We start from the raw sequence: 21,590 nt of genomic DNA, 5'->3' as shown, positions 1-21,590 counted from the left end.
GGGGGATCACCCCTCCGATCGGCGGGGGGCGAGGGAAGACCAGGGACGGATGTCCACCGCGTCCGCGGCCGGGCACAGTGGATCACATGCCGCACCACTCCGCGGGGTACACCCGACCCCTCGCCCCCTCAGCGCGTCATACGGCCTCTCGGCGCGCCGTGACCGCCGTGGCCGAAACCGGTCGCGGTACGGGGCTGAAAGCGGGGCGTTACGGCGCTCAACAGGCCGCCGCGACCCCCACACGCGGCGGCCTGTTCACCCTTTGACCCGCCCGCCGTGCCGTGCCGACCGGCCCTCGCTGGGGGAGGACCGGCCCGTCGGGGCCTGACCAACCCCGAGCGGCCCCGGCCCGGCGGGCGCACCAACCGCCCGTGCGACATGCCTTCCTGCGATGCGGAAATCGCCCGCGCTTCGGTGCCCGATAGGCGGTCAGTGCCCGATAGGCGGTCAGTGCCCGATGGGCGGTCAGTGCCCGATGGGCGGTTCGGCCGGGGCCGGGCCCAGCGTGGTGGTGCCGGGTGCGGCCCGGTGGCCAAGGCCCGTGCGGTACGCGTCCATCGCGGCCTCCAACCGCCCCTCGCGGCGCAGCAGATCGCCCAGCAACCGGCACAGGTCGGCCAGGTCACCGGCGGCGCCGGTGCGTTCCAGCAGCGACAGGGCCGCGCAGTAGTGCTCCTCCGCCCCCTCCGCGTCGCCGCGCTCGTCGGCTATCAGCCCGAGCAGCCGGTGGGCGCCGCCCGCGTGCACCGCGCCGCGCTCCGCGGTGAGTTCGACCGCCTCCGGGGAGGCCCCGTGATCGCCGTCGGATCTCGCCAGCAGGGGCCGCAGCAGCGCCTCCGCCTCGGCGGTGCGGCAGCGCCGCCGCAGCACGTCCGCCAGTTCCACTTCCACCTGCATGGTGAACAGCGCGGCCCGCTTGGACGCCAGCATGTCGCGGGCGATGCGCAGTTCGGTCTCCGCGCGCTCCAGGTCGCCGTCCTGCGCGTGGACGTAGCCGCGCATCCAGTGGCAGTGCGCCAGGTCGGTGCGCAGCCGCAGCTGTTCGTACAGCTCCTGCGCCTTGGCCAGCGACGCGTCGGCCTCCGCGGTGCGGCCCTCCGCTATCAGGGTGCGGGCCACCCCGCGGTGCATCTGGGCGACCAGTTCCGGGTTGTCCACGCTGGGCGCCAGCGCGAGCGAGAGTTCCGCGGCGCGCACCGCACGGGCGTGCGCCCCCATGTCCATGTACGGGGCGATGGAGGCGGTGTAGAGCAGCAGCAGGGCGTTCGGGTCGTGCAGCCCGGAGGCGTTCAGCTCGTCGATGGCGCTCTCCAACAGATAGCAGGAGTAGCGCAGTTCGCCCGCGAGCAGATGGGCCACGGCGCGGCCGCGGATCGCCGGGACGCGGCGCGGCAGCGGTTCGTCGGCGAGCAGCTTCTCGGCGGCCTCGAAGTGGGCGCGGGCGGTGGTCAGTTCGCCGGTTTCCATGGCGCAGTCGCCGAGCCCCAGCAGGGCCGCCGCCCGCTCGTCGGCGAAGCCGAGCCGGTCGGCCTCGGCGCCCAGCGCCGCGAAGCGGGCGGCCGCGTCCTCGGTGTCGCCGGTGGCCAGCGTCCGTCGGGCGTCGGTGAGTCCGGCGCGCAGCCGGGTGGCGTCCTGCGGCGAACGGCCGGTGGCCAGCTCCTCGTACGTGACGCCGAGGCGGTCGGCGAGGTGGCGCAGGGCGACCTCGGAGGGGCGGACCTTCCCGGATTCCAGCGTCGAGACGTACGCCGCGGTGTACGCCGGTTCGGCCAGCTGCCGCTGGGTGAATCCGCGTTCCGTGCGCAGCCTGAGCACCCGGCGCCCGATCTCCGCCGTAGCCTCCGCCCCCGCCGCCCGACCGTCTCCGGCGCTCTTTTCGGCCACCGTGCCCTCTTCTCCCCGGCGGTAACTTAAGCGCCGGGCTAAGTCCATTTACGTGAGGATTAAAAGATGCAGCAGGCGATGGATACAGCACCGGAAGGGCCGGGCGCCACGGCGACCGTCCGTCAGCCGGGACTGCTCCTCACCGACCACCACTTCGACGTACCGCTCGACCATAAGGCTCCTGAAGGGATGCGGATCCGGCTTTACGGCCGAGAGGTTGCCGCCGCGGGCACATCGGACGCCGAGCGCGAGCGGATGCCGTGGCTGCTCTACCTCCAGGGCGGGCCCGGTTTCGGCGCCGACCGCCCGGTGGGCCGCTCCGGCTGGCTCGACCGCGCGCTCGACGAATACCGGGTGCTGCTCCTCGACCAGCGCGGCACCGGCCGCTCCACGCCCGCCACCCGGCAGACCCTGCCGTTGCGCGGCACCCCCGAGCAGCAGGCCGACTACCTGGCCCACTTCCGGGCCGACGCGATCGTCCGCGACTGCGAGCTGATCCGGCCCCGGCTGACCGGCGGCCGCCCCTGGACCGTCCTCGGCCAGAGCTTCGGCGGCTTCTGCGCCGTCACATACCTGTCGTACGCGCCCGAAGGGCTCGACACGGTGCTCATCACCGGCGGGCTGCCCGGGCTCGGCACCGGCGCGGACGAGGTGTACCGGGCCGCCTATCCGCGGATGGAACGCAAGACCCTCGCCCACTACGACCGTTACCCGGGCGACGCGGACACCGTCCGCCGCATCGTCCGCCACCTCGCCGCGCACGACGAGGTGCTGCCGGAGGGCACCCGGCTGACCCCGGAGGCGTTCCAGCAGCTCGGCATCCTGCTCGGCACCGGCGACGGATCGCACCGCCTCCACCACCTCCTGGAGGACGCCCTCGTGGAGACCGCCTCCGGACCGCGCCTCGCCGACGCGTTCGCCGAGCAGGTCGCCGCCGTGCTCTCCCGCGCCGGAAGCCCCCTGTACACCCTGCTCCACGAGTCCATCTACGCCCAGGACGGCCGCGCCACCGCCTGGTCCGCGCACCGCGTACGGGACGCGTTCCCCCGCTTCGACGCCGTACGGGCGGTCGCCGAGGACCGGCCCGTCCTGCTGACGGGAGAGACCGTCCACCCCTGGATGCTGGAGACCCACGCCGCGCTGCGCCCGCTGCGCCGCACCGCCGAACTCCTCGCCGAACGCACCGGCTGGGGCCCGCTGTACGATCCGGAGCGGCTCGCCCGCAACACCGTCCCCGTGGCCGCCGCGATCTACCACGACGACCTGTACGTGGACACCGCGCACGCGCTGGCCACCGCCCGCGCGATCCGGGGGCTGCGGACCTGGGTGACGGACGAGTTCGAGCACGACGGGGTACGGGCGGGCGGCCGCCGGGTCATGGACCGGCTGCTGGCGCTCGCCCGGGACGAAGCGGCGTGACGGGTGACGGGGTGGCCGCGTGACGAAACGTCACCCCGGCCGGGGGCATGAGCCCGGGTATAGGGCCCGATGGTCGATTTCTTTAGCGATTTCCCTAGTTCCCGTTGCTTGGGACTTCCTTTGGCCCTAGGTTGAGCCGCGAATTAATCGTGTTTAACAGCCCGCTTACGGAGCACACGTCGGGAGCCCCCGTGCGCAGAGGGATATGGCGACGCCGCCACAGACCCTTACGCTCCGCTGTCGTCGCCGGAGGTGTGGCGCTGACAGCGGCGTTCGCCGCGGCCATGAGCGCCGCCGCGACCGCCGCGTCCGCCGCGCCTTCGGCGTCTGCTGCCGCTCCTTCGGCGTCCGCCGCTGTTCCTTCGGCGTCCGCCGCTTCCGGGCGGGCCGAGCGCACCCATGAGGTGGAGTACTTCACCGGCCCCGGCGCCCACCCCCGGCACACCGAGGTCCCGGCCGCCACCCCCGCCCGGCTCACCCGCGGCGACCGCGCGCTCTCCGCCGCCGAAACGGCCGCCGACGGCGAGGTCGGCTCCGTCATCGAGAACGGCCCGTCGGCCGACAAGGTCGACGTCGTCTTCGTCGGCGACGGCTACACCGCCGCCCAGCAGGACGACTTCCACGCCGACGTGCGCTCCAAATGGGCGCAGATCTCCGCCGTCGAGCCGTACGCCGCCTACCGGAGCCTCTTCAACGTCTGGTCCGTGGACGCCGTCTCCAACCAGTCCGGCGTCTCCGGCGATCCGTCCAAGGGCGTCGTCAAGGACACCGCCCTCGACTCCTACTTCTGGTGCGACGGCACCGAGCGGCTGCTGTGCGTCGACACCGGCAAGGTCGCGTCGTACGCCGCGAAGGCGCCGGAGGCCGACCTGGTGGTCGTGCTGTCCAACTCCGCCAAGTACGGCGGCGCGGGCTACACGGTCAGCTCCGGCGCCGGCTACGACGGCATCGCCACCGCCTCCTCCGACCACCCCGACTCCGACCAGGTCGCCGTCCACGAGACCGGCCACTCGCTCGGCGGCCTCGCCGACGAGTACGTGTACGCCCCGAACGGCACCTACACCGGCGCCGAACCCGACGAGCCCAACGCCACCAAGCTGACCGCCGCCCGGCTCACCGCGGAGAAGCGGAAGTGGTACCGCTGGATCGGCCAGACCTCACCGGACGGCGGCACGGTCGGCGCGTACGAGGGCAGCCGCTACTACCCCAAGGGCCTCAACCGACCCACCGAGAACTCGATCATGCGCACGCTCGGCCACAAGTACAGCCTCCCCGGGCGCGAGGCGATGATCGCGGGCTTCTACCGCCACGCCAGCGTGCTCAGCAGCCGCACCCGCACCGGCGCCCAGGTCGCCCGGGCGGCGAGCCTCAAGGTGAGCGTGCCGAAGGCCGCCTCGCTGCGGTGGTACGTGGACGGGGGCGAAGTCACCGCGGCCCGCGGCAAGAAGACCGTCACCCCCGCGTCGCTCGGCGTCCCGTCCGACGGCAGGCCCCACACCGTCACGGCCAAGGCCGCGGACACCACGCGCGCGGTGAAAGACCCCGCGCTGCGCAAGCTGCTGACCGCCTCCCGCACCTGGAAGGTCCCCGCCACCAGCTGACGCGCCTCATCAGCCGCCGCCCCCTGAACCGCCGCCCCGTGGACCCCCGCCGCGGGGCGGCTCCCCTTTTTTCGAGGCTCGGTTCGCTGGTCGATGCGGGGCGGCCGCGGTCCGCCCCTGTAACATCGGCACGCTCCACGATCCCCGATCCGCCCGCTCCGCTCAATCGCCCCCAAGGGCGAGCGCGCACGCTCGCGTTCCCCCGGCGCGCGGCTCATCCCACTAGGCGCCGGAGGCGCCTACCGGGGGGAAGGGCCGCCGAAGCCGTGAGGCAAGATGAGCCCATGGGTAACTCCGGGGGAATCACCGGCCTGCTGGCCGGGCGCTATCGGCTGGTCTCGCGGCTCGGCCGCGGCGGCATGGGCACGGTCTGGCGGGCCGTCGACGAATTGCTGGGCCGCGATGTCGCGGTCAAGGAACTCCACGTGGACGAGGGCTCCGGGCCCGACAACCGGCTGCGGGGCGAGCGCGCGCTGCGCGAGGCCCGTACGGTCGCGCAGATCAAGCACCCCAACGTGATCGTCCTGCACGACGTCGTGGAGCAGGACGGCCATCCGTGGATCGTCATGGAACTGGTCGACGGCGCCTCGCTCGCCGACCGGCTGGGCGCGCAGGGCCCGCTCGCCCCGCACGAGGCGGGCCGGGTGGCGGCGGCGCTGCTGGACGCGCTGCGGGTGGCGCATGCGCGCGGGGTGCTGCACCGGGACATCAAACCGGCGAACGTGCTGGTCGAGGCGGGCACCGAGCGGGTCGTGCTGACGGACTTCGGGATCGCGCAGGTCGACGGGGCGACGACGCTCACCGAGACCGGTGCGTTCGTGGGCTCGCCGGAGTACACGGCGCCGGAGCGGATGTCGGGGCGCCGTACCGGGCCCGAGTCGGATCTGTGGTCGCTCGGCGTGCTGCTGTGCACGCTGGTGAGCGGCGCGTCGCCGTTCCACCGGGACTCCGTGGCGGGGGTGCTGCACGCCGTCGTCTACGACGACATCCACGTACCCGAGGCCGCCGGTCCGCTGCGGCCGCTCATCGAGGGGCTGTTGCGTCGCGATACGGAGACGCGGCTGACCGCCGACGAGGCGACGCGGACGCTGCGCACGTACCTGGGCTCGGGGGACACCTCGGGGTTCCGCGTGGAGCGCACCCCGACGCAGGCGGGCACGCCGCTCGCGGCCCCGGCGGGCACCCCGGTCGCCCCGGTCACTCCGGTCGCCCCGACCGTCCCCGACAAGCGTGCCCCCAAGCGCCGTACGGTGCTGATGGCCGTCGCCGCGGTCGTGGCCCTCGCCGGGCTGGGCGCGGGCACGATGGCGCTGATGGACGACGGCGGCAAGGGCACGACGGCCGGTGACGGCGGCGCGGCGCAGGTCGCGGAGAAGGACACCGGCAAGGACACGAACGCGGAACCAGCCGCGCGGGAAACGGACCGGACGACGGCCTCCCCGAAGGCGTCCCAGGACCCGAAGGCGTCCACCGGTCCGACGGCGTCCACGTCCCCCGAGCCGGGCGCGAGCCCGTCAGGCGGGGTGCCCGAGGGATACGAGCTGGTCCATGACCCGGCCGGGTTCTCGCTCGCCGTGCCGGAGGGCTTCGCCCGCCAGGACAAGTCGCCCCGGGTCTACTACAACTCGCCCGGCCTGGAGTTCCGTATCGGCATCCACCCCCAGGAGCCGGACCCGAGGGGCCCGCTGGCGGTGAGCCGGGAGGCGGACGCCCAGGGGCCGAGCGACTACCCGGGCTACCGCAACGGGCAGGTCATCCGGACCACGCAGAACGGGCAACCGGCGGCGCTGTGGGCGTTCGTCTGGGACGGTTCGGCCGATGACGGCGGCTCGCGGCAGACCTTCGATCTGAGTTGGAACGAGGGCGGCAAGATGTACGACCTGTGGCTTTCCGTCCCGGTGGAGAAGAAGGTCGAGGGGAAACGTTACTTCGATACGGCCGTCGCCACGTTCACCCGGACCGGCGCCTCGGGCTGACCCCGGTCGCAACGGCTTTGTCACGAGGCGTCCCCGCAGCCCATCGGCGGGTGGCGGTGTTCACTGCCGACCGGGTAATGATTTGCGCATGACGAACGACGGGGGACGGGCGAACGAGCCCAGCAGCTACGATCTGCGGCCGCCGCAGCAGCAGGCGGCGCCACAGGCACCGCCGCAGCAGGCACCGCGGCAGGCGGTGCCGCCCGCGCCGCCGCGACAGGCGGCGGGGCCCGGTGCGTACGAGCCCACGCAGGCTTCCGGGCAGCGCCCCGCTGCCGCACCGTACGACCCACGCGACCCGCGCTCAGCGCACAGCGCGCACCACAGCCCCGAATCGGGGCGGCTCATCGGTGGCCGCTACCGGCTCCTCGGGCGCCTCGGCCACGGCGGCATGGGCACCGTCTGGAAGGCGCACGACCAGATCGTGGACCGCGAGGTCGCGGTCAAGGAGCCGCGCGTGCCCGACCATCTGCCGGATCGCGAGCGGCAGACCGTCTACCAGCGGATGGAGCGCGAGGCGCGCGCCGCGGCCCGGATCGACCACCCCTCCGTCGTCACCGTCCACGACGTGGTGGTCGAGGACGGCCGCCCCTGGATCGTCATGGAGCTGGTGCGCGGCGATTCGCTGGCCGACCGGCTGGCGGAGGGCACGCTCGATCCGCGCGAGGCGGCCCGGATCGGGCTCGCCGTGCTGGGCGCGCTGTCGGCCGCGCACGCGGCGGGTGTGCTGCACCGTGACGTCAAGCCGGACAACGTGCTGCTCGGCCGGGGCGACCGGGTGGTCCTCACCGACTTCGGCATCGCGCAGGTCGAGGGCGAGCAGGGGCTGACCGAGACCGGCGGCTTCGTCGGCTCGCCCGAATTCATCTCGCCCGAGCGGGTGCTGGGGCAGCGGCCGGGCCCGGCGTCGGACCTGTGGTCGCTGGGCGTCGTGCTGTACGCGGCGGTCGAGGGCATGTCCCCGTTCCGCCGTTCGCACACGCCCGCGACGCTCCAGGCCGTGCTGTCGGCCGAACCTCAGCGGCCCGCGCGCGCCCCGGACGCGCTCGGCTCCATCACCATGCGGCTGCTGCTCAAGGATCCGGCGATGCGCCCGTCGGCGGCCGAGACGCGGGAGGCGCTGGAGTCGGTCGTACGGCCGGTGCAGCAGCCGGTTCCGACGGTGCTCACGGCGGGCGGATACGGCGGCGGCCCGGCGACGCAGGGCGGCGCGGCGCAGAGCGGCGGGCCCCAGGGCGGCAGCCGTTTCGTACCGCCCATCCTGCACAAGAACCGCAAGGCGCAGTTCGGTCTGGGCGCCGCCCTCGTGGTGATCGCGTCCGTGTTCGTGCTGGTCTTCGCCCAGCCGTTCGCGAGCGAGAGCCCCCTGCCGTCCGGCTGGACGGTCCGCGAGGAGCGCGATGTGGTGGCCGCCTCGCTGGCGGTGCCGAGCGCGTACAAGCGGGTGCAGGACGACAGCGACGAGAACGCGCCGAGCGTCACCTTCGGCGACCCCAGCGGCGTCTACACCATTACCCTCACCAGGCTGGTGTCCGACCCGGAGCGGAAGATCACGGACGCCGCGGGCGTGGCCGGGGAGACCGTCGCGTACTACAAGAGCGGTGCCCTGTCGACGATGGAGGAGGCGAGCAGCGGCACGGTGAAGGCGACGCGGCAGCAGGGCAAACCGGCGAAGGACCTGAACACCACCTACTACGAGCCCGGCACCAGCAGCGACGAGAACCGCATCCTCTACCTGAACCGCGATCACATCTACGTCAGCGACGATCACGTCGCCTGGCAGCTGACCGTGACGATGCCCGCGAGGGGCGACGCCCGGGCGACCGGGGACGAGCTGTACGAGAACGTCGTGAAGAACCTGAAGATCGAGGGCATCTGAACGCGGCCCACAAATAGTTACCGCCGGGTACCCAAATCCCCCGGCCGGGGCCTACGCTCGCCCCCATGACCGACTCGCAGGACAGCGCACAGGACCGGGCAACACCGGCGCCGGAGGCCCCCGCCGACGGAAACCCGGTCGCCGCCCGGGGCACCCGGACCGCCGCCGACGTCGTCACCCCCGAGCTGGTCGCCCGGCTCGCCCGGGGTGTCGTGGGCAGCGGCAGCACCGTCAACCACACCCCGTTCACCGGGGAGGTCCTGGCCTCCGGGCTGCCCGAGTCCACCCCCGAGGACGTCGCCACCGCCTTCGAGCAGGCCCGCGCGGCCCAGCGGGCGTGGGCCGCCACCCCGGTGCGCACCCGCGCCGCCATCTTCCTGCGCTTCCACGACCTGCTGCTGCGCCGCCAGTCGGAGGTCATGGACCTCATCCAGCTGGAGACCGGCAAGACCCGGCTGCACGCCCACGAGGAGATCCAGGGCGTCGTCGTGGCCGCCCGCCACTACGGCCGCAAGGCGCACAGCTATCTGCGTCCCAAGTCCCACGTGGGCGTCGTCCCCACGCTGACCAAGGTCACCGAGCTGCGCCAGCCGCGCGGCGTCGTCGGCCAGATCGTGCCGTGGAACTATCCGCTGGAGCTGTCGGTCGGGGACGCGATACCCGCCTTCGTCGCGGGCAACGCGGTCGTCATGAAGCCGGACACGGAGACCGTGCTGACCGCCCTGTGGGCGCGCGAACTGATGCTGGAGGCCGGAATGCCTCCCGGGGTGTGGCAGATCGTGGTCGGGGACGGCCCGGTGGTCGGCCCGGCCGTGGTCGAGCACGCCGACTACGTCTCGTTCACCGGCTCCACCCGCACCGGCCGCGGCGTGGCCCAGGCCGCCGCCGCCCGCCTGGTGGGCTGCTCGCTCGAACTCGGCGGCAAGAACGCGATGCTGGTGCTGCGCGACGCCGACCTCGACCGGGCGGCCGAGGGCGCGGTCCGCGCGTGCTTCGCCTCCGCGGGGCAGCTGTGCATCTCGATCGAGCGGCTGTACGTCCACGAGTCGGTCGCGGGCGACTTCATCGAGCGGTTCGCGGCCCGTACGAAGGCCATGCGGCTCGGCTCGGCCCTCGCCTACGGCGCCGAGATGGGCTCCCTCGTCTCCGAACGCCAGCTGGAAACCGTCACCCGCCACGTGGAAGAGGCCGTCGCCAAGGGCGCCACGGTCATCGCGGGCGGCCGCCCCCGCCCGGACATCGGCCCGTACTTCTACGAGCCGACGATCCTGGACGGCGTGGAGGCGCCGATGGCGGTGTGCACCGAGGAGACCTTCGGCCCAGTCGTGTCCATCTACCGCTTCTCCGACGAGGACGAGGCGGTCGACCTCGCCAACGCCACCCCGTACGGCCTGAACGCCAGCGTCTGGTCCCAGGACGGCCGGCGCGCCCGCGCGGTCGCCGCCCGGCTGCGCGCGGGCACCGTCAACGTCAACGAGGCGTACGCCGCCGCCTACGGCAGCGTCGCGTCCCCCATGGGCGGCATGGGCGACTCCGGTCTCGGCCGCCGCCACGGCTCGGAGGGCATCCTCAAGTACACCGAGGCGCAGACGGTCGCCCAGCAGCGGCTGATGCCGCTCGGCCCGTCCTTCGGCCTGACGGACGAGAAGTACGCGGACTTCATGAGCCGCAGCCTGCGCGCGATGAAGGCACTGCGGCTGCGCTGACCGGTACGCAACGAACGGGAGGTACCCGTGTCAGGGGACAAGCGCGCCGATGACACTCAGGACGACGGCTACGACTACGACGTCATCGTCGTCGGGTCGGGGTTCGGGGGAGCCGTCTCGGCCCTCCGGCTGACCGAGAAGGGCTACCGGGTCGGCGTCCTGGAGGCGGGCCGCCGCTTCACGCCCGAGACCCTGCCCAAGAACTCCTGGGACCTCCGCAACTACCTCTGGGCCCCGGCCCTCGGCCTCTTCGGCATCCAGCGCATCCATCTCCTCGGCAAGGTGATGGTGCTGGCGGGCGCCGGGGTCGGGGGCGGTTCGCTCAATTACGCCAACACGCTGTACGTACCGCCCGAGCCGTTCTTCCGGGACCCGCAGTGGGGCGGCATCACCGACTGGCAGGAGGAGCTGAAGCCGTACTACGACCAGGCGCGGCGGATGCTCGGCGCCCGCCTCAACCGGACGATGACCCCCTCCGACGTCCACCTCAAGGCGGCCGCCGAGAAGATGGGCGTGGGCGACACGTTCCACATGGCGCCCGTCGGCGTCTTCTTCGGGGACGGCGAGGACTCCGACGGGTCGGCGAAGGCCGCGCCGGGGGAGGTCGTCCCGGATCCGTACTTCGGCGGCGCGGGCCCGGCCCGCCGGGCGTGCACCCAGTGCGGGGAGTGCATGACCGGCTGCCGCCGCGGCGCCAAGAACACCCTCAACGAGAACTACCTCTACCTCGCCGAACGGGCCGGTGCCGTCATCCACCCCATGACGACCGTGGTCGCCCTGTGCGACGCCCCGGACGGCGGCTACCACGTCACCGCCGTCCCGACCGCGAACCGCCGCAAGGGCAAGCCGAAGACGCTGCGCGCGCGGTACGTCGTCCTCGCCGCCGGTACGTACGGCACCCAGACCCTGCTGCACACGATGCGCGACCGGGGCCTGCTGCCGCGGCTGTCGGACCGGCTCGGGATGCTCACCCGCACCAACTCCGAGGCCCTGGTCGGCGCCCAGACCACCGACCGCCGCTACCGCGCCCGGCGCGGGGAGCGGCCCGACTTCAGCCGTGGCGTCGCGATCACCTCGTCCATCCACCCGGACGAGAACACCCACATCGAGCCCGTCCGCTACGGCAAGGGCTCCAACGCGATGGGCATGATGTCCGTCCTCCAGATCCCGGAGGGCCGCGGCCCGAGCTGGCTGCGCTTCCTCGCGGCCAACCTCCGCCATCCGACGCTCGCCGCGCGCTCCCTGTCCAACCGGCGCTGGTCCGAGCGCACCATCATCGGCCTGGTCATGCAGACCCACGACAACTCGCTGACCACGTACCGCAAGTCGAAGGGCCTGGGCAAGGGGCTGCTGACCGCCCGCCAGGGCCACGGCACGCCCAACCCGGACCACATCCCCGAGGGCGCGGCGGCGGCCCGTCACCTCGCCGAGTCGATCAACGGATTCCCGGGCAGCAACGTCGGCGAGCTGATGGGCACCCCGCTGACCGCCCACTTCCTGGGCGGCTGCCCGATCGGGGCGTCGGCGGAGGAGGGCGTGATCGACCCGTACCACCGGCTGTACGGACACCCGGGGATCTGCGTGGTGGACGGCGCCGCCGTCTCGGCCAACCTGGGCGTGAACCCGTCCCTGACCATCACGGCACAGGCGGAACGGGCGATGTCCCTGTGGCCCAACAAAAACGACCAGGACCCCCGCCCAGCCCCAGGCGAGCCGTACGTCCGGATCGCCCCGGTCCTGCCGATGCTCCCGGCAGTCCCGAAGACGGCTTACGCAGCCTTGAGGCTGCCGCCGCCCTGACTCGTTGTGGGCAATCGTTCCCCCGGGGGCACCTCCCAGCGGTAGCTGGGGGAGGAACGGGTGGGCACAACGCCACCCACCGGCCCGCACCAGACAACGAGACCCCGTAGGGTCACCCCGCCCCGGGGTGATCCTACGACTTACGCTCAGGCCGAAACCCGACGCTTCCGTACAACGAACACGGCCCCGCCACCCACAGCCATGGCCACCCCACCGATGAGCCCGATCATCGGCAGCGCGGACGACGACCCGGTGTTGGCCAACGCCCCGGACACCGGCAGCTCACTCAGCTCGGCGCCCCCCTTCGGCGCGGGCCGGTTGCCCTTGTCCCCCGGCTTGCCCTCGGCGTCGTCGATCGGCCCCGGCTTGCTGCCCGCGACCAGGACGTCGAAGTCGTACTCCATGGCCTCGGAGTAGCCGCAGACGTCGTCCTCGTTGTGGTACGCGCCGATCGCGAAGCCGAAGCCGTAGCTGCCGGGGGTCTTGGCGTCGACCTTCAGCCGCAGCTTGGCGTCGGCGTACTCGCCGGGCTTCAGCTCGCCGATCGAGCCGAAGTAGCCCGCCTCGTCGCTGATGGACTTCCAGCTGCCGCTGTCCTCGTCGTACGACTGCACGGTGAGGAGCTTGGAGACGTCCTCCAACTCGTCCTTGCTGACGGCGTACATCTTCACGTACGCGTCCACCGACTTCATCGCCTTGTCGGAGGTGTTGGTGGTGCGGAAGGTGAACGGCACCCAGCCGGAACCGGCCACGACCTTGCTGGGCAGCCCGCGCAGCTCGGTGGTGACGGCGGCCTCCTCGGACGCCTCCTCGCAGGTCGGGTCGGTCGGGATGTCCGTGGGCGTCGCCGTGGGCTCGGTGGTCGGCTCGTCGGTGGGCTCGTCCGTGGGCTCGTCGGTCGGCTCGTCGGTCGGCTCGTCCGTCGGCTCATCCGTGGGCTCGTCGGTCGGCTCGTCCGTCGGCTCGTCGGTGGGCTCACCGGAGGGCCCGCCGGTGGGGCCGGACGTGGGCTCGTCGGTGGGCTCATCCGACGGCGGGATCGACTCCTCGTCGCCCGGCGCGGTGGCCGACGGGGCAGGCGACGGGTCGGATTCGGCGAAGGCGGCGGGCGCGGCGAGCAGCGCGGCGGGGGCTATGGCGGCCGTGGCTACGGCGGCCACCAGCGTGCGGCGAATCTTCATGAAGACCTCTTCTGGAAGGCCGTCGCGGTGGGGCGCGGAATGGCCGTGCGTTCGGTTTGCACGTACATGACCATCCATATGGCCGAAAGGTTGCCTTCACCGTTGCTCACAGAATGGTCACAGAATCCGCAGAAGCCTCAGAAGGCATGAGCCGGAGCAGGCGTAGGGCCCCGGGGCGTCCGACCGTGGCGGGCGACCCGGGGCCCTAGGCGGTCAGCACCGGCGTCAGGGCAGCGCCGGTGCTGAAGGAGCGGCGCCGGGGGGTTGCGCCGCGGGCTCGGGGTGTGGATCGGTGAGGATGCAGGAGGGGGGATCAATGGGGGGAGGAGGAAGGCGCGTCAGGGGCGTACGCCCGCGCGGCCGGACTCGTGATCAGACCGTGGTCGGACCAATGACGGGTGCTGGCCCGGGGTGTTTTCCCTCACTGCATCGTGGTGGATGCGGCGCTCCGGGCGCAACCGTTTCGACTGGATACGGTCGGTCCCAGGCGTCCCCGGGACCGACCGCCCTGTGGATGGTGACCGGGCTGCTGTCCCCTGCCGACCGGTCACCTCGCCGACGCGGCACCGGGCTCAACGAGCCCGTTCACGAGCCGGTCACCCGCCGTACGGGTGACGGGGAGCGGGACCCGGGGCGTCAGGCCCGACCGCGGCACAGCTCCAGCAGCGTCATGGCGAGGGTGGTGCCGGGCTTGCCGAGCCTCTGGCGGTAGCGGTCGAGGATCTCCATCTCGCGGGAGAGGTGCACGCGCCGCCCGCCCGCCGCGATGCGCGCCTCCTGGATGGAGGCCGAGACCGCCATCCGTTCCCGGATGAGATCGAGGATGCGCCCGTCGAGGGCGTCGATCCGCTCCCGCGCGGAACCGATCACATCAGAGGTGGTGGTCGCATCAGAGGTGGTGGTGCTCATATCCGTATCTCCTGGTCTCTCGAGGACTCGGTAAGAGGGACCCGGAACCGGGGGAGACCCGAAGCCATACGCACCAGCGCCCCGGGCCTTGACCGGCCCGGGGCGCCTGGGAAGTCGCTTGTCAGTAGTTCAAGCAGCACGACCATGGCAGCCGGACGGGCCGGTGCCATAGGTAAAGACGAAGGTCATGCGCGTGGACATGAGGCTGATTATGGGCTGGTTAGAATCGAAAGTCCAACCCTCTAGTTCCACCGCCGGAAGGCCGCCGAAGTGCCATCAGCGTCCCCTGCTGCCGCCCCCGACACCGTTCTGGTCGTCGACTTCGGCGCGCAGTACGCCCAGCTCATCGCCCGACGGGTCCGTGAGGCCCGGGTCTACAGCGAGATCGTCCCGTCCACCATGCCGGTGGCGGAGATGCTCGCCAAGAACCCGAAGGCGATCATCCTCTCCGGCGGGCCGTCGTCGGTCTACGCCGAGGGAGCGCCCAGGCTCGACCGTGCGCTCTTCGAGGCCGGGATCCCCGTCTTCGGCATGTGCTACGGCTTCCAGCTGATGGCCGTCACGCTCGGCGGCACCGTCGACAACACCGGGGCGCGCGAGTACGGCCGCACCGATCTGTCCGTGTCCAAGCCGGGCTCGACGCTCTTCGCGGGCACCCCCGAGCAGCAGCAGGTGTGGATGTCGCACGGCGACGCCTGCTCGGCCGCGCCGGAGGGCTTCACCGTCACGGCGTCCACCGACCAGGTGCCGGTCGCGGCGTTCGAATGCGACGAGCGCAAGCTGTACGGCGTACAGCACCACCCCGAGGTGATGCACTCCACCCACGGCCAGCAGGTCCTGGAGCACTTCCTGTACCGGGGCGCGGGCCTGAAGCCCACCTGGACCACCTCCAACGTGGTCGAGGAGTCGGTGGCGGCCATCCGCGAGCAGGTCGGCACCAAGCGCGCGATCTGCGGGCTGTCCGGCGGGGTGGACTCCGCCGTCGCCGCCGCCCTCGTCCAGAAGGCCATCGGCGACCAGCTCACCTGCGTGTACGTCGACCACGGGCTGATGCGCAAGGGCGAGTCCGAGCAGGTCGAGAAGGACTTCGTGGCGGCCACCGGCGTCCAGCTGAAGGTCGTCGAGGCGGAGCAGCGCTTCCTGGACGCGCTCGCCGGGGTCTCCGACCCCGAGGAGAAGCGGAAGATCATCGGCCGGGAGTTCATCCGGGTCTTCGAGCAGGCCCAGGCCGAGCTGGTGGCCGAGGCGGGCGCGGCCGGTGAGGCCGTGGAGTTCCTGGTCCAGGGCACCCTCTACCCGGATGTGGTGGAGTCCGGCGGCGGCACCGGCACCGCCAACATCAAGTCCCACCACAACGTGGGCGGGCTGCCCGACGACATCGAGTTCCAGCTGGTCGAGCCGCTGCGCCGGCTCTTCAAGGACGAGGTGCGGAACGTCGGCCAGGAGCTGGGCCTCCCGGAGGACATCGTCCACCGCCAGCCCTTCCCGGGCCCGGGCCTCGGCATCCGCATCATCGGCGAGGTCACCAAGGACCGCCTGGACCTGCTCCGCGAGGCCGACGCGATCGCCCGCGAGGAGCTGACCGCCGCTGGTCTGGACCGCGAGATCTGGCAGTGCCCGGTGGTCCTGCTCGCCGACGTCCGCTCGGTCGGCGTCCAGGGCGACGGCCGCACCTACGGCCACCCCATCGTGCTGCGCCCGGTCTCCTCCGAGGACGCCATGACGGCCGACTGGTCGCGCCTCCCGTACGACGTGCTGTCGCGGATCTCGACCCGCATCACCAACGAGGTGGACGAGGTCAACCGGGTGGTCCTGGACATCACCAGCAAGCCGCCCGGCACCATCGAGTGGGAATGATCTTCATCTGATCGTCAACGCCGACGCCGTCGCTCATACGTTTGGGCGGCGGCGTCGCCGTTTGCGCTGAGTACGCTGGCCCTACGGCCAAGAATCCCGTCCATGGGAGGAACCATGACCGCTGAGCCGGTGCACACCACCTCGTGGCCTGTGCCGCCGCTGGATGGCTACACCGTGGACGATTTGCTGAGTCTGCCTGATCTCCCGCCGCACACCGAGTTGATCGACGGGAGTCTCGTCTTCGTGAGTCCGCAGCGCGCTTTTCACAGCGTGGTGATTGATCTGCTGGTGAGCGGGCTGCGCCGGACCGTACCCCCGGAGTACAGGATCCGGCGGGAGATGACCGTGGTGATCGACAAACGCAATGGCCCGGAGCCCGACATCACGGTCGTACGCGCCGCGTCCGTGCGGAGTGGTGAGCAGACCTACTACCAGGTCAACGATGTGATCCTCGCCGTCGAGGTCGTCTCGCCCGAGTCCGAGGCCCGTGACCACGACACCAAGCCGCATAAGTACGCCAACGCGGGTATCCCGCACTTCTGGCGCGTCGAGATGACGAACACGGATGCCCTCCCCGTGGTCCACGTCTTCGAACTCGACACCGAAACGCGCACCTACCGGCATACCGGCCTCCACCACAACCACCTCAAGCTCACCGTCCCCTTCACTGTCGACATCGACCTCACCGAGATCGACCAGCTGTAAGAGGCCCCGCCCCTGGCCTCCGGCGATACCCAGAGGTAGCTTCCGCCTCGGAGCCTTGAAGGTCCCGAGGAGGGAGCTGCCGATGACGATGCCGATACCGCGGCCGAACCCCGAGCCGATACCGACCGACCAGCTGCACATCACGATGCCGCCCACCCACGCCTCCCCGGCCGACGAGCGGCGGTACCGCAAGGAGCGGCTGGCGGCGGCGCTGCGGATCTTCGGGCGGTACGGGTACGAGGAGGGGGTCGCGGGGCACATCACCGTGCGCGACCCGGAGTTCACCGACCACTTCTGGGTGAACCCCTTCGGCATGCCCTTCGCCCACATCACCGTGAGCGACCTGATCCTCGTCAACGAGGCGGGCCAGGTGGTCGACGGGCGCTACCACGTCAACCAGGCGGCCTTCGTCGTTCACTCTTCCGTGCATCGGGCCCGACCGGATGTGGTGGCGGTCGCCCACACCCGTTCCGTCCACGGCCGCGCCCTGTCCGCGCTCGGTGAGCTGCTGGAGCCGATCACCCAGGACGTGTGCGCCTTCTTCGAGGACCACGGGGTCTACGACAGCAGCACCGGCGTCGTCGTGGACGAGGAGGAAGGCCGCCGGATCGCGTCCGCGCTCGGTGCGTACAAGGCCCTCATCCTGCGCAATCGCGGTCTGCTGACCGTCGGGGACTCGGTCGACGCGGCCGCTTGGTGGTTCATCACGATGGAGCGCGCGTGCCAGGCGCAGCTGTTGGCGAAGGCGGCGGGGAAGCCGGTGCTCATCGATCACCGGAGCGCCGTGCAGACCCGTGAGCAGCTCGGAAGCGATCTTGTGGCGTGGATCAACTATCAGCCTCTGTATCTCCAGATCACGCGCGGTGAGCCGGACCTGCTCAACTGAGACCCCTCGCGGTGCGGCACAATCCTCCCTCAACACATGTCAGTTGGGCGTACAGAACGAGTGAACGACGGAGCGGTGAGACCTCGTGGCGGTGGACACGACGAAAGACGCCACGAAGGCGAAAGTGAAGGCGGCGGGCGGACCCGGCGGCCACGGCCACGCGGACCACGGCCCGGCGGGCTGTGAGTGCCCGCAGGGCGCCCGCGAGGGTCACCGGCGGGCGGTGGCCGCGTTCGTGGCCATGCGGGAGCGTTTCGCGGCCGGGGAGGGCCTTCCGGCGGCTCTCGCGCACTCCGCGGGGGCGTCCCGGCAGTGGGTGTCGGACGAACTCGCCCACGCGGCCCGTACGGTCCTCGACTGCGGCCAGGCCGAGAGCACCGCATGGCGCGACGCGGTGTGGCGGCGCACCCTGCTGGTGGTCTGGGGCGCGGTCGGGGCGCTGCTGATCGGGCAGTTGGCGACGGCGCTCGGCACCGGCTGGTCGGTCGCCCGCACCGCCGGGCTCACCGCCGCCCTCGTCACCGGGGCGCTGCTGACCCTCACCGCGCGGCTGCACTACGGCAACGGCGGCCCGCTCGCGCCGCTCGTCGGCGAGGACAACCGGATGTCCACCTCCCGCTCCCTCGCCGCCGCCTGGCTGCTGCTCGCCGTCTTCTCGGTGCTCGTCCTGGCCGTCGAGCTGGCCGTCGACCCCGGCGACCGGGACCGGATCGCCGGTGGGCTGTCCCTCGGGCACGCCGCCGGGCTGCTCACGGTCGCCGCGCTGACCTGCGTGGCCGCGGTGCTCGCCCGGCTCGTCGTCGCGGCCCGGGTACGGGCGCAGCGGCTCCAGAAGGTCCGCGCGGTCCGCCCGCGCGCCGCCGACCTCCTCACGGACGACGCGGGCCGCGGCAGCTTCGCCGACGTCCAGTACGTCGTCGTCCACGCGGTCGCCCTCACCTTCGCCGCCGTCCGCCTCGCCCGCGAACCGTGGCGGCTGCCGGAGCTGCCCTGGGGGCTGGTGCTGCTCGCCGTCGTCTCCGTCCTGATGTACCTCACCGGCAAGTACGCGGAGGGCGGCCGCCCGACCGTGCTGTCCGTCGTCCGGGTCCGCCCCGAGGAGGGCGGCATCGACCGCGACGCCCCGATCCGCACCGGCGACGACATCGAGATCCGCGGCAACGGCTTCGTCCCGCCGGGCGCGGGGGACCCCGACCGGCTGGCCCGGATGGTCGTCCGCATCGGCGCCGTCCACGTCCACGTCCCGCTGGTGCCGGTGGCGGGCGGCTTCAGCAACCCGACCGATACGGCGCTGACCGTTCCGGTGCCGGTGGACGTGGAGCCGGGCCGGGTGGATGTGCAGGTGGTGACGGCGTCGGGGGCGGAGACGAACCGCTACCAGATCGACGTACTGGACTGAGTCGGACCCCCCCTGGACTGAGTCGGAACCCCATTCCCTCCGTATGGTTTTGATGACTGCGCAATGGGAGAGGCGGGCGTCATGAGGCATGCGGACCGAACGGTCGGAGGGGGCCCCGCGGGAGACGCGGGCAGTGTGAACGTCGTGAGCGGCATAGGCGGCCCGCCGACGGGCGGAGTGCGGGAGATGGCAGCCCGCTATGCGCTGCTGCCGTTGCGGATCTTCCTCGGCGTCACGTTCGTGTACGCCGGGATCGACAAGCTCACCGATTCGGCGTTCCTCGCCGACAGTGGCGCGGGCTCGATCGGCCAGCTGATGAGCCAGGTGCGCGACACGTCGGCCGTGCCCTGGATGGTCGACCAGGCCCTGAACGCCCCGAGCACCTTCGGCTACGTCATCGCCTACGGAGAACTGGCCGTCGGCCTCGGCACCCTCTTCGGGCTCCTCTCCCGCCTGGCGGCCCTCGGCGGCGCGCTGATCTCGCTGAGCCTGTGGCTGACGGTGAGCTGGCAGACGGAGCCGTACTACTACGGCAACGACCTGGCCTACCTGATGGCCTGGCTGCCCCTGGTCCTCGCCGGTGCCCCCTACCTGTCCCTGGACACGGTCTGGAGCAAGCGCCGCCGCCGCCAGAACTCACAACTCTTCACCTGACGCACGGCACATCCGGGGGCGGCCCCGGTCAGGGGAGCCGGATGCCGTCGCGGACCTTGTCGAAGATCGGGCGGTACCGGCTCCACTGGTCTTCCGGCGCGCTCAGATAGATCGCGTACTCCTTGTCGCCCTCGTTGCCGAAGCCCAGGTCGATCGCCCGGAACCAGCGGGCGCGGCCCTTGAACCGGAACTCCCAGATCGCCGCGGGCATGCCGCGGAAGGTGGTCTCCTGCATGCGGGTCCGCTCGTACGCGAGGACGTTCTTCTTCAGACTGGCCTCGACGTCCTCGAAGTGCTTGACCTGGTCGTCGGAGGCGAAGTCGAGGACGTTGACCGACAATTGGACCATCTTGGTGGGGTCGAGGTAGCGGACCTCCTGGGTTTCGTCGACCTTTCCATCCGAGTCGGAGTCGATCTTCCATGCGTCGGGGACGGGGAAGGAGACGCCGAGGCCCTTCACCAGGCGGTAGCCCTCGGGGACTGGGGACGGCGTGACCGAGGGGACCGAGTCGGAGGCAGAGGGGCTGCCGTCGTCCGCCTTCCACGCGTAGACGCCACCCGCCACCACCACGATCGCCAGCGCCGCCCCGACGGCGGTCCACCGGGCCTTGCGGGCGCCGGAGCCCTTGGGCGGCTGGGCGGGAGGGAAATCGGGGACGGGGTTCGGCCGCTGCGGTGTGGGAGCGTCCCGCCGTGGAGGCGGCCCCGGAGGCGTCTCCGGGGCCGGGCTCCGGTTCGTCGTCAGGACCATGGTCGTCGTGGTCGTCCGACCCCCGTCCTGCCCCTGCACCGGGTACACCGTCGTCTCCGGCTCCGACGCCGGGCCGCGCAGCGCCCGTTCCGTCTCCTCCGCCGACGGCCGCCGCTCCGGCTCCTTCTCCAGCAGCGCCTCGATCAGCGGGGCCAGCGAGCCCGCCCGCCGCGGCGGGTCCAGGGGGTCCACGGCGATCGCGTACCCGGTCTCGATCGGCGTCGGCTTACGGAACGGAGCCCGGCCCTCCACCGCCTGATAGAGCGTCGCGCCCAGCGCCCACAGGTCGGACGCCGGGCCGGGCTTGCGGCCGCGCACCCGCTCCGGGGCGATGTAGTCGATGGAGCCGACGACCTCGCCGGTCTTGGTGAGCGTGGAGGTGCCGGTGGCCATGGCGATGCCGAAGTCCGTGAGCACGACCCGGCCGTCGCTGCCGAGCAGCACATTGCCGGGCTTGACGTCGCGGTGCAGGACGCCCGCCGCGTGGGCGGCGCGCAGGGCGGCGATCATGCCGCGGCCGACGCGGGCGGTCTCGTCGGGGGAGAGCGTTCCGCCCTCCTTGAGCAGGTCGCCCAGGGTCGTGGACGGCACGTACTCCATGACGATGCACGGCAGTCCCTCGTCGTCCACGACGTCGTGGACGACGACCACATTGGGGTGCGTGATGCGCGCCGCGCTCCGCGCCTCGCGGCGGGTGCGCTCGTGCATCGTCGTCAGTTCCTCCTCGGTGAGGTGCGGCGAGACGTGCAGCTGCTTGACGGCCACCTGACGGCCCAGCAGTTCGTCCTCGGCGCGCCAGACCGTACCCATGCCGCCGCGACCGATCTGCTCGGCCAGCCGGTACCGTCCGGCGATCAGCCGCCCTACGTCCGACACCGCACTCCCCTCCCGCTCCACGGCGGCTTGCTTTCCCCGCCCGCCGCGCATGTTCGACCCGCCACGATAGTCGCCACGACATCGGGGATGATCTCAGGGAAGGCCCA

At 72.0% G+C, this 21,590-nt stretch carries 15 protein-coding genes; 11 read left to right on the top strand and 4 right to left on the bottom strand.

All coding sequences use genetic code 11. From position 1 onward, the window contains the following. Window positions 1-465 precede the first annotated feature (465 nt). Entirely contained in the window at window positions 466-1,884 is a 1,419-nt protein-coding gene (locus HYQ63_RS19250; protein WP_257231947.1) for a helix-turn-helix transcriptional regulator, read from the bottom strand. Between the two features lie 78 nt (window positions 1,885-1,962). On the opposite strand from HYQ63_RS19250, the gene HYQ63_RS19245 reads away from it, so the two are divergent. The 6 genes from HYQ63_RS19245 to HYQ63_RS19220 all read left to right on the top strand — a co-directional run bounded on the left by HYQ63_RS19245 (window position 1,963) and on the right by HYQ63_RS19220 (window position 12,265). Beyond that, a complete protein-coding gene (locus HYQ63_RS19245) occupies window positions 1,963-3,303 on the top strand; it encodes an alpha/beta fold hydrolase (protein ID WP_179935074.1) in 1,341 nt (446 codons plus the stop codon). A 254-nt stretch (window positions 3,304-3,557) separates the two neighbouring features. Further along, the gene (locus HYQ63_RS19240) at window positions 3,558-4,904 is read left to right on the top strand and encodes a M64 family metallopeptidase (protein ID WP_306664832.1); all 1,347 of its coding nucleotides are present in this window, start codon (window positions 3,558-3,560) and stop codon (window positions 4,902-4,904) included. Window positions 4,905-5,188: 284 nt separating this feature from the next. After that, window positions 5,189-6,880 (top strand): serine/threonine-protein kinase, encoded by a 1,692-nt coding sequence (locus tag HYQ63_RS19235; protein WP_179935072.1) that lies wholly within the window; start codon window positions 5,189-5,191, stop codon window positions 6,878-6,880. Window positions 6,881-6,968: 88 nt separating this feature from the next. Continuing rightward, window positions 6,969-8,759, top strand: a complete 1,791-nt coding sequence (locus HYQ63_RS19230; RefSeq protein WP_179935071.1) for a serine/threonine-protein kinase — start codon at window positions 6,969-6,971, stop codon at window positions 8,757-8,759. A 65-nt stretch (window positions 8,760-8,824) separates the two neighbouring features. Further along, window positions 8,825-10,465, top strand: coding sequence for a succinic semialdehyde dehydrogenase (locus tag HYQ63_RS19225; RefSeq protein WP_179935070.1), 1,641 nt, complete (start codon window positions 8,825-8,827; stop codon window positions 10,463-10,465). A gap of 27 nt (window positions 10,466-10,492) precedes the next feature. After that, window positions 10,493-12,265 (top strand): GMC oxidoreductase, encoded by a 1,773-nt coding sequence (locus HYQ63_RS19220; protein WP_179935069.1) that lies wholly within the window; start codon window positions 10,493-10,495, stop codon window positions 12,263-12,265. A 146-nt stretch (window positions 12,266-12,411) separates the two neighbouring features. On the opposite strand, the gene HYQ63_RS19215 is transcribed toward HYQ63_RS19220, so the two are convergent. Together HYQ63_RS19215 and HYQ63_RS19210 are read right to left on the bottom strand one after the other, a co-directional pair. Then, window positions 12,412-13,446 carry an LPXTG cell wall anchor domain-containing protein gene (locus tag HYQ63_RS19215; protein ID WP_179935068.1) on the bottom strand — a complete coding sequence of 345 codons (1,035 nt, stop codon included), beginning with the start codon at window positions 13,444-13,446 and terminating at the stop codon, window positions 12,412-12,414. Window positions 13,447-14,082: 636 nt separating this feature from the next. Continuing rightward, on the bottom strand, window positions 14,083-14,355 hold the full coding sequence (locus HYQ63_RS19210) for a chorismate mutase (RefSeq protein WP_179935067.1): 273 nt from the start codon (window positions 14,353-14,355) through the stop codon (window positions 14,083-14,085). Window positions 14,356-14,625: 270 nt separating this feature from the next. Here HYQ63_RS19210 and guaA point away from each other — a divergent pair, with 270 nt between their 5' ends. From guaA to HYQ63_RS19185, 5 genes are all read left to right on the top strand, one after another. After that, entirely contained in the window at window positions 14,626-16,212 is a 1,587-nt protein-coding gene (guaA, locus tag HYQ63_RS19205; protein ID WP_123106897.1) for a glutamine-hydrolyzing GMP synthase, read from the top strand. A 114-nt stretch (window positions 16,213-16,326) separates the two neighbouring features. Further along, a complete protein-coding gene (locus HYQ63_RS19200) occupies window positions 16,327-16,917 on the top strand; it encodes a Uma2 family endonuclease (RefSeq protein ID WP_179935066.1) in 591 nt (196 codons plus the stop codon). A gap of 82 nt (window positions 16,918-16,999) precedes the next feature. After that, a complete protein-coding gene (locus tag HYQ63_RS19195; RefSeq protein ID WP_373689117.1) occupies window positions 17,000-17,803 on the top strand; it encodes a class II aldolase/adducin family protein in 804 nt (267 codons plus the stop codon). A gap of 124 nt (window positions 17,804-17,927) precedes the next feature. Next, window positions 17,928-19,202, top strand: a complete 1,275-nt coding sequence (locus HYQ63_RS19190; RefSeq protein WP_179940285.1) for a hypothetical protein — start codon at window positions 17,928-17,930, stop codon at window positions 19,200-19,202. Between the two features lie 186 nt (window positions 19,203-19,388). After that, window positions 19,389-19,856, top strand: coding sequence for a DoxX family protein (locus HYQ63_RS19185; protein ID WP_257231945.1), 468 nt, complete (start codon window positions 19,389-19,391; stop codon window positions 19,854-19,856). A 28-nt stretch (window positions 19,857-19,884) separates the two neighbouring features. Here HYQ63_RS19185 and HYQ63_RS19180 read toward each other — a convergent pair whose 3' ends face one another. After that, window positions 19,885-21,534: a serine/threonine-protein kinase gene (locus HYQ63_RS19180; protein WP_179935064.1), complete on the bottom strand. Its 1,650-nt coding sequence runs from the start codon at window positions 21,532-21,534 to the stop codon at window positions 19,885-19,887. Window positions 21,535-21,590 lie beyond the last annotated feature (56 nt).

The organism is Streptomyces sp. Rer75, from assembly GCF_013414305.1.
Classification (GTDB): Bacteria; Actinomycetota; Actinomycetes; order Streptomycetales; family Streptomycetaceae; genus Streptomyces; species Streptomyces himastatinicus.
The sequence above is the reverse complement of the archived record's forward strand: the minus strand, read 5'-3'. Positions and strand labels throughout refer to the sequence as shown.

What these genes read in the sequence shown, in the direction of transcription:
- HYQ63_RS19225 (WP_179935070.1), top strand. Translation starts at nt 8,825, where the DNA reads ATGACCGACTCGCAGGACAGCGCACAGGACCGGGCAACACCGGCGCCG.
- HYQ63_RS19195 (WP_373689117.1), top strand. Translation starts at nt 17,000, where the DNA reads ATGACGATGCCGATACCGCGGCCGAACCCCGAGCCGATACCGACCGAC.
- HYQ63_RS19185 (WP_257231945.1), top strand. Translation starts at nt 19,389, where the DNA reads ATGGCAGCCCGCTATGCGCTGCTGCCGTTGCGGATCTTCCTCGGCGTC.
- HYQ63_RS19230 (WP_179935071.1), top strand. Translation starts at nt 6,969, where the DNA reads ATGACGAACGACGGGGGACGGGCGAACGAGCCCAGCAGCTACGATCTG.
- HYQ63_RS19200 (WP_179935066.1), top strand. Translation starts at nt 16,327, where the DNA reads ATGACCGCTGAGCCGGTGCACACCACCTCGTGGCCTGTGCCGCCGCTG.
- HYQ63_RS19215 (WP_179935068.1), bottom strand. Translation starts at nt 13,446, where the DNA reads ATGAAGATTCGCCGCACGCTGGTGGCCGCCGTAGCCACGGCCGCCATA.
- HYQ63_RS19245 (WP_179935074.1), top strand. Translation starts at nt 1,963, where the DNA reads ATGGATACAGCACCGGAAGGGCCGGGCGCCACGGCGACCGTCCGTCAG.
- HYQ63_RS19210 (WP_179935067.1), bottom strand. Translation starts at nt 14,355, where the DNA reads ATGAGCACCACCACCTCTGATGCGACCACCACCTCTGATGTGATCGGT.
- HYQ63_RS19180 (WP_179935064.1), bottom strand. Translation starts at nt 21,534, where the DNA reads ATGCGCGGCGGGCGGGGAAAGCAAGCCGCCGTGGAGCGGGAGGGGAGT.
- HYQ63_RS19235 (WP_179935072.1), top strand. Translation starts at nt 5,189, where the DNA reads ATGGGTAACTCCGGGGGAATCACCGGCCTGCTGGCCGGGCGCTATCGG.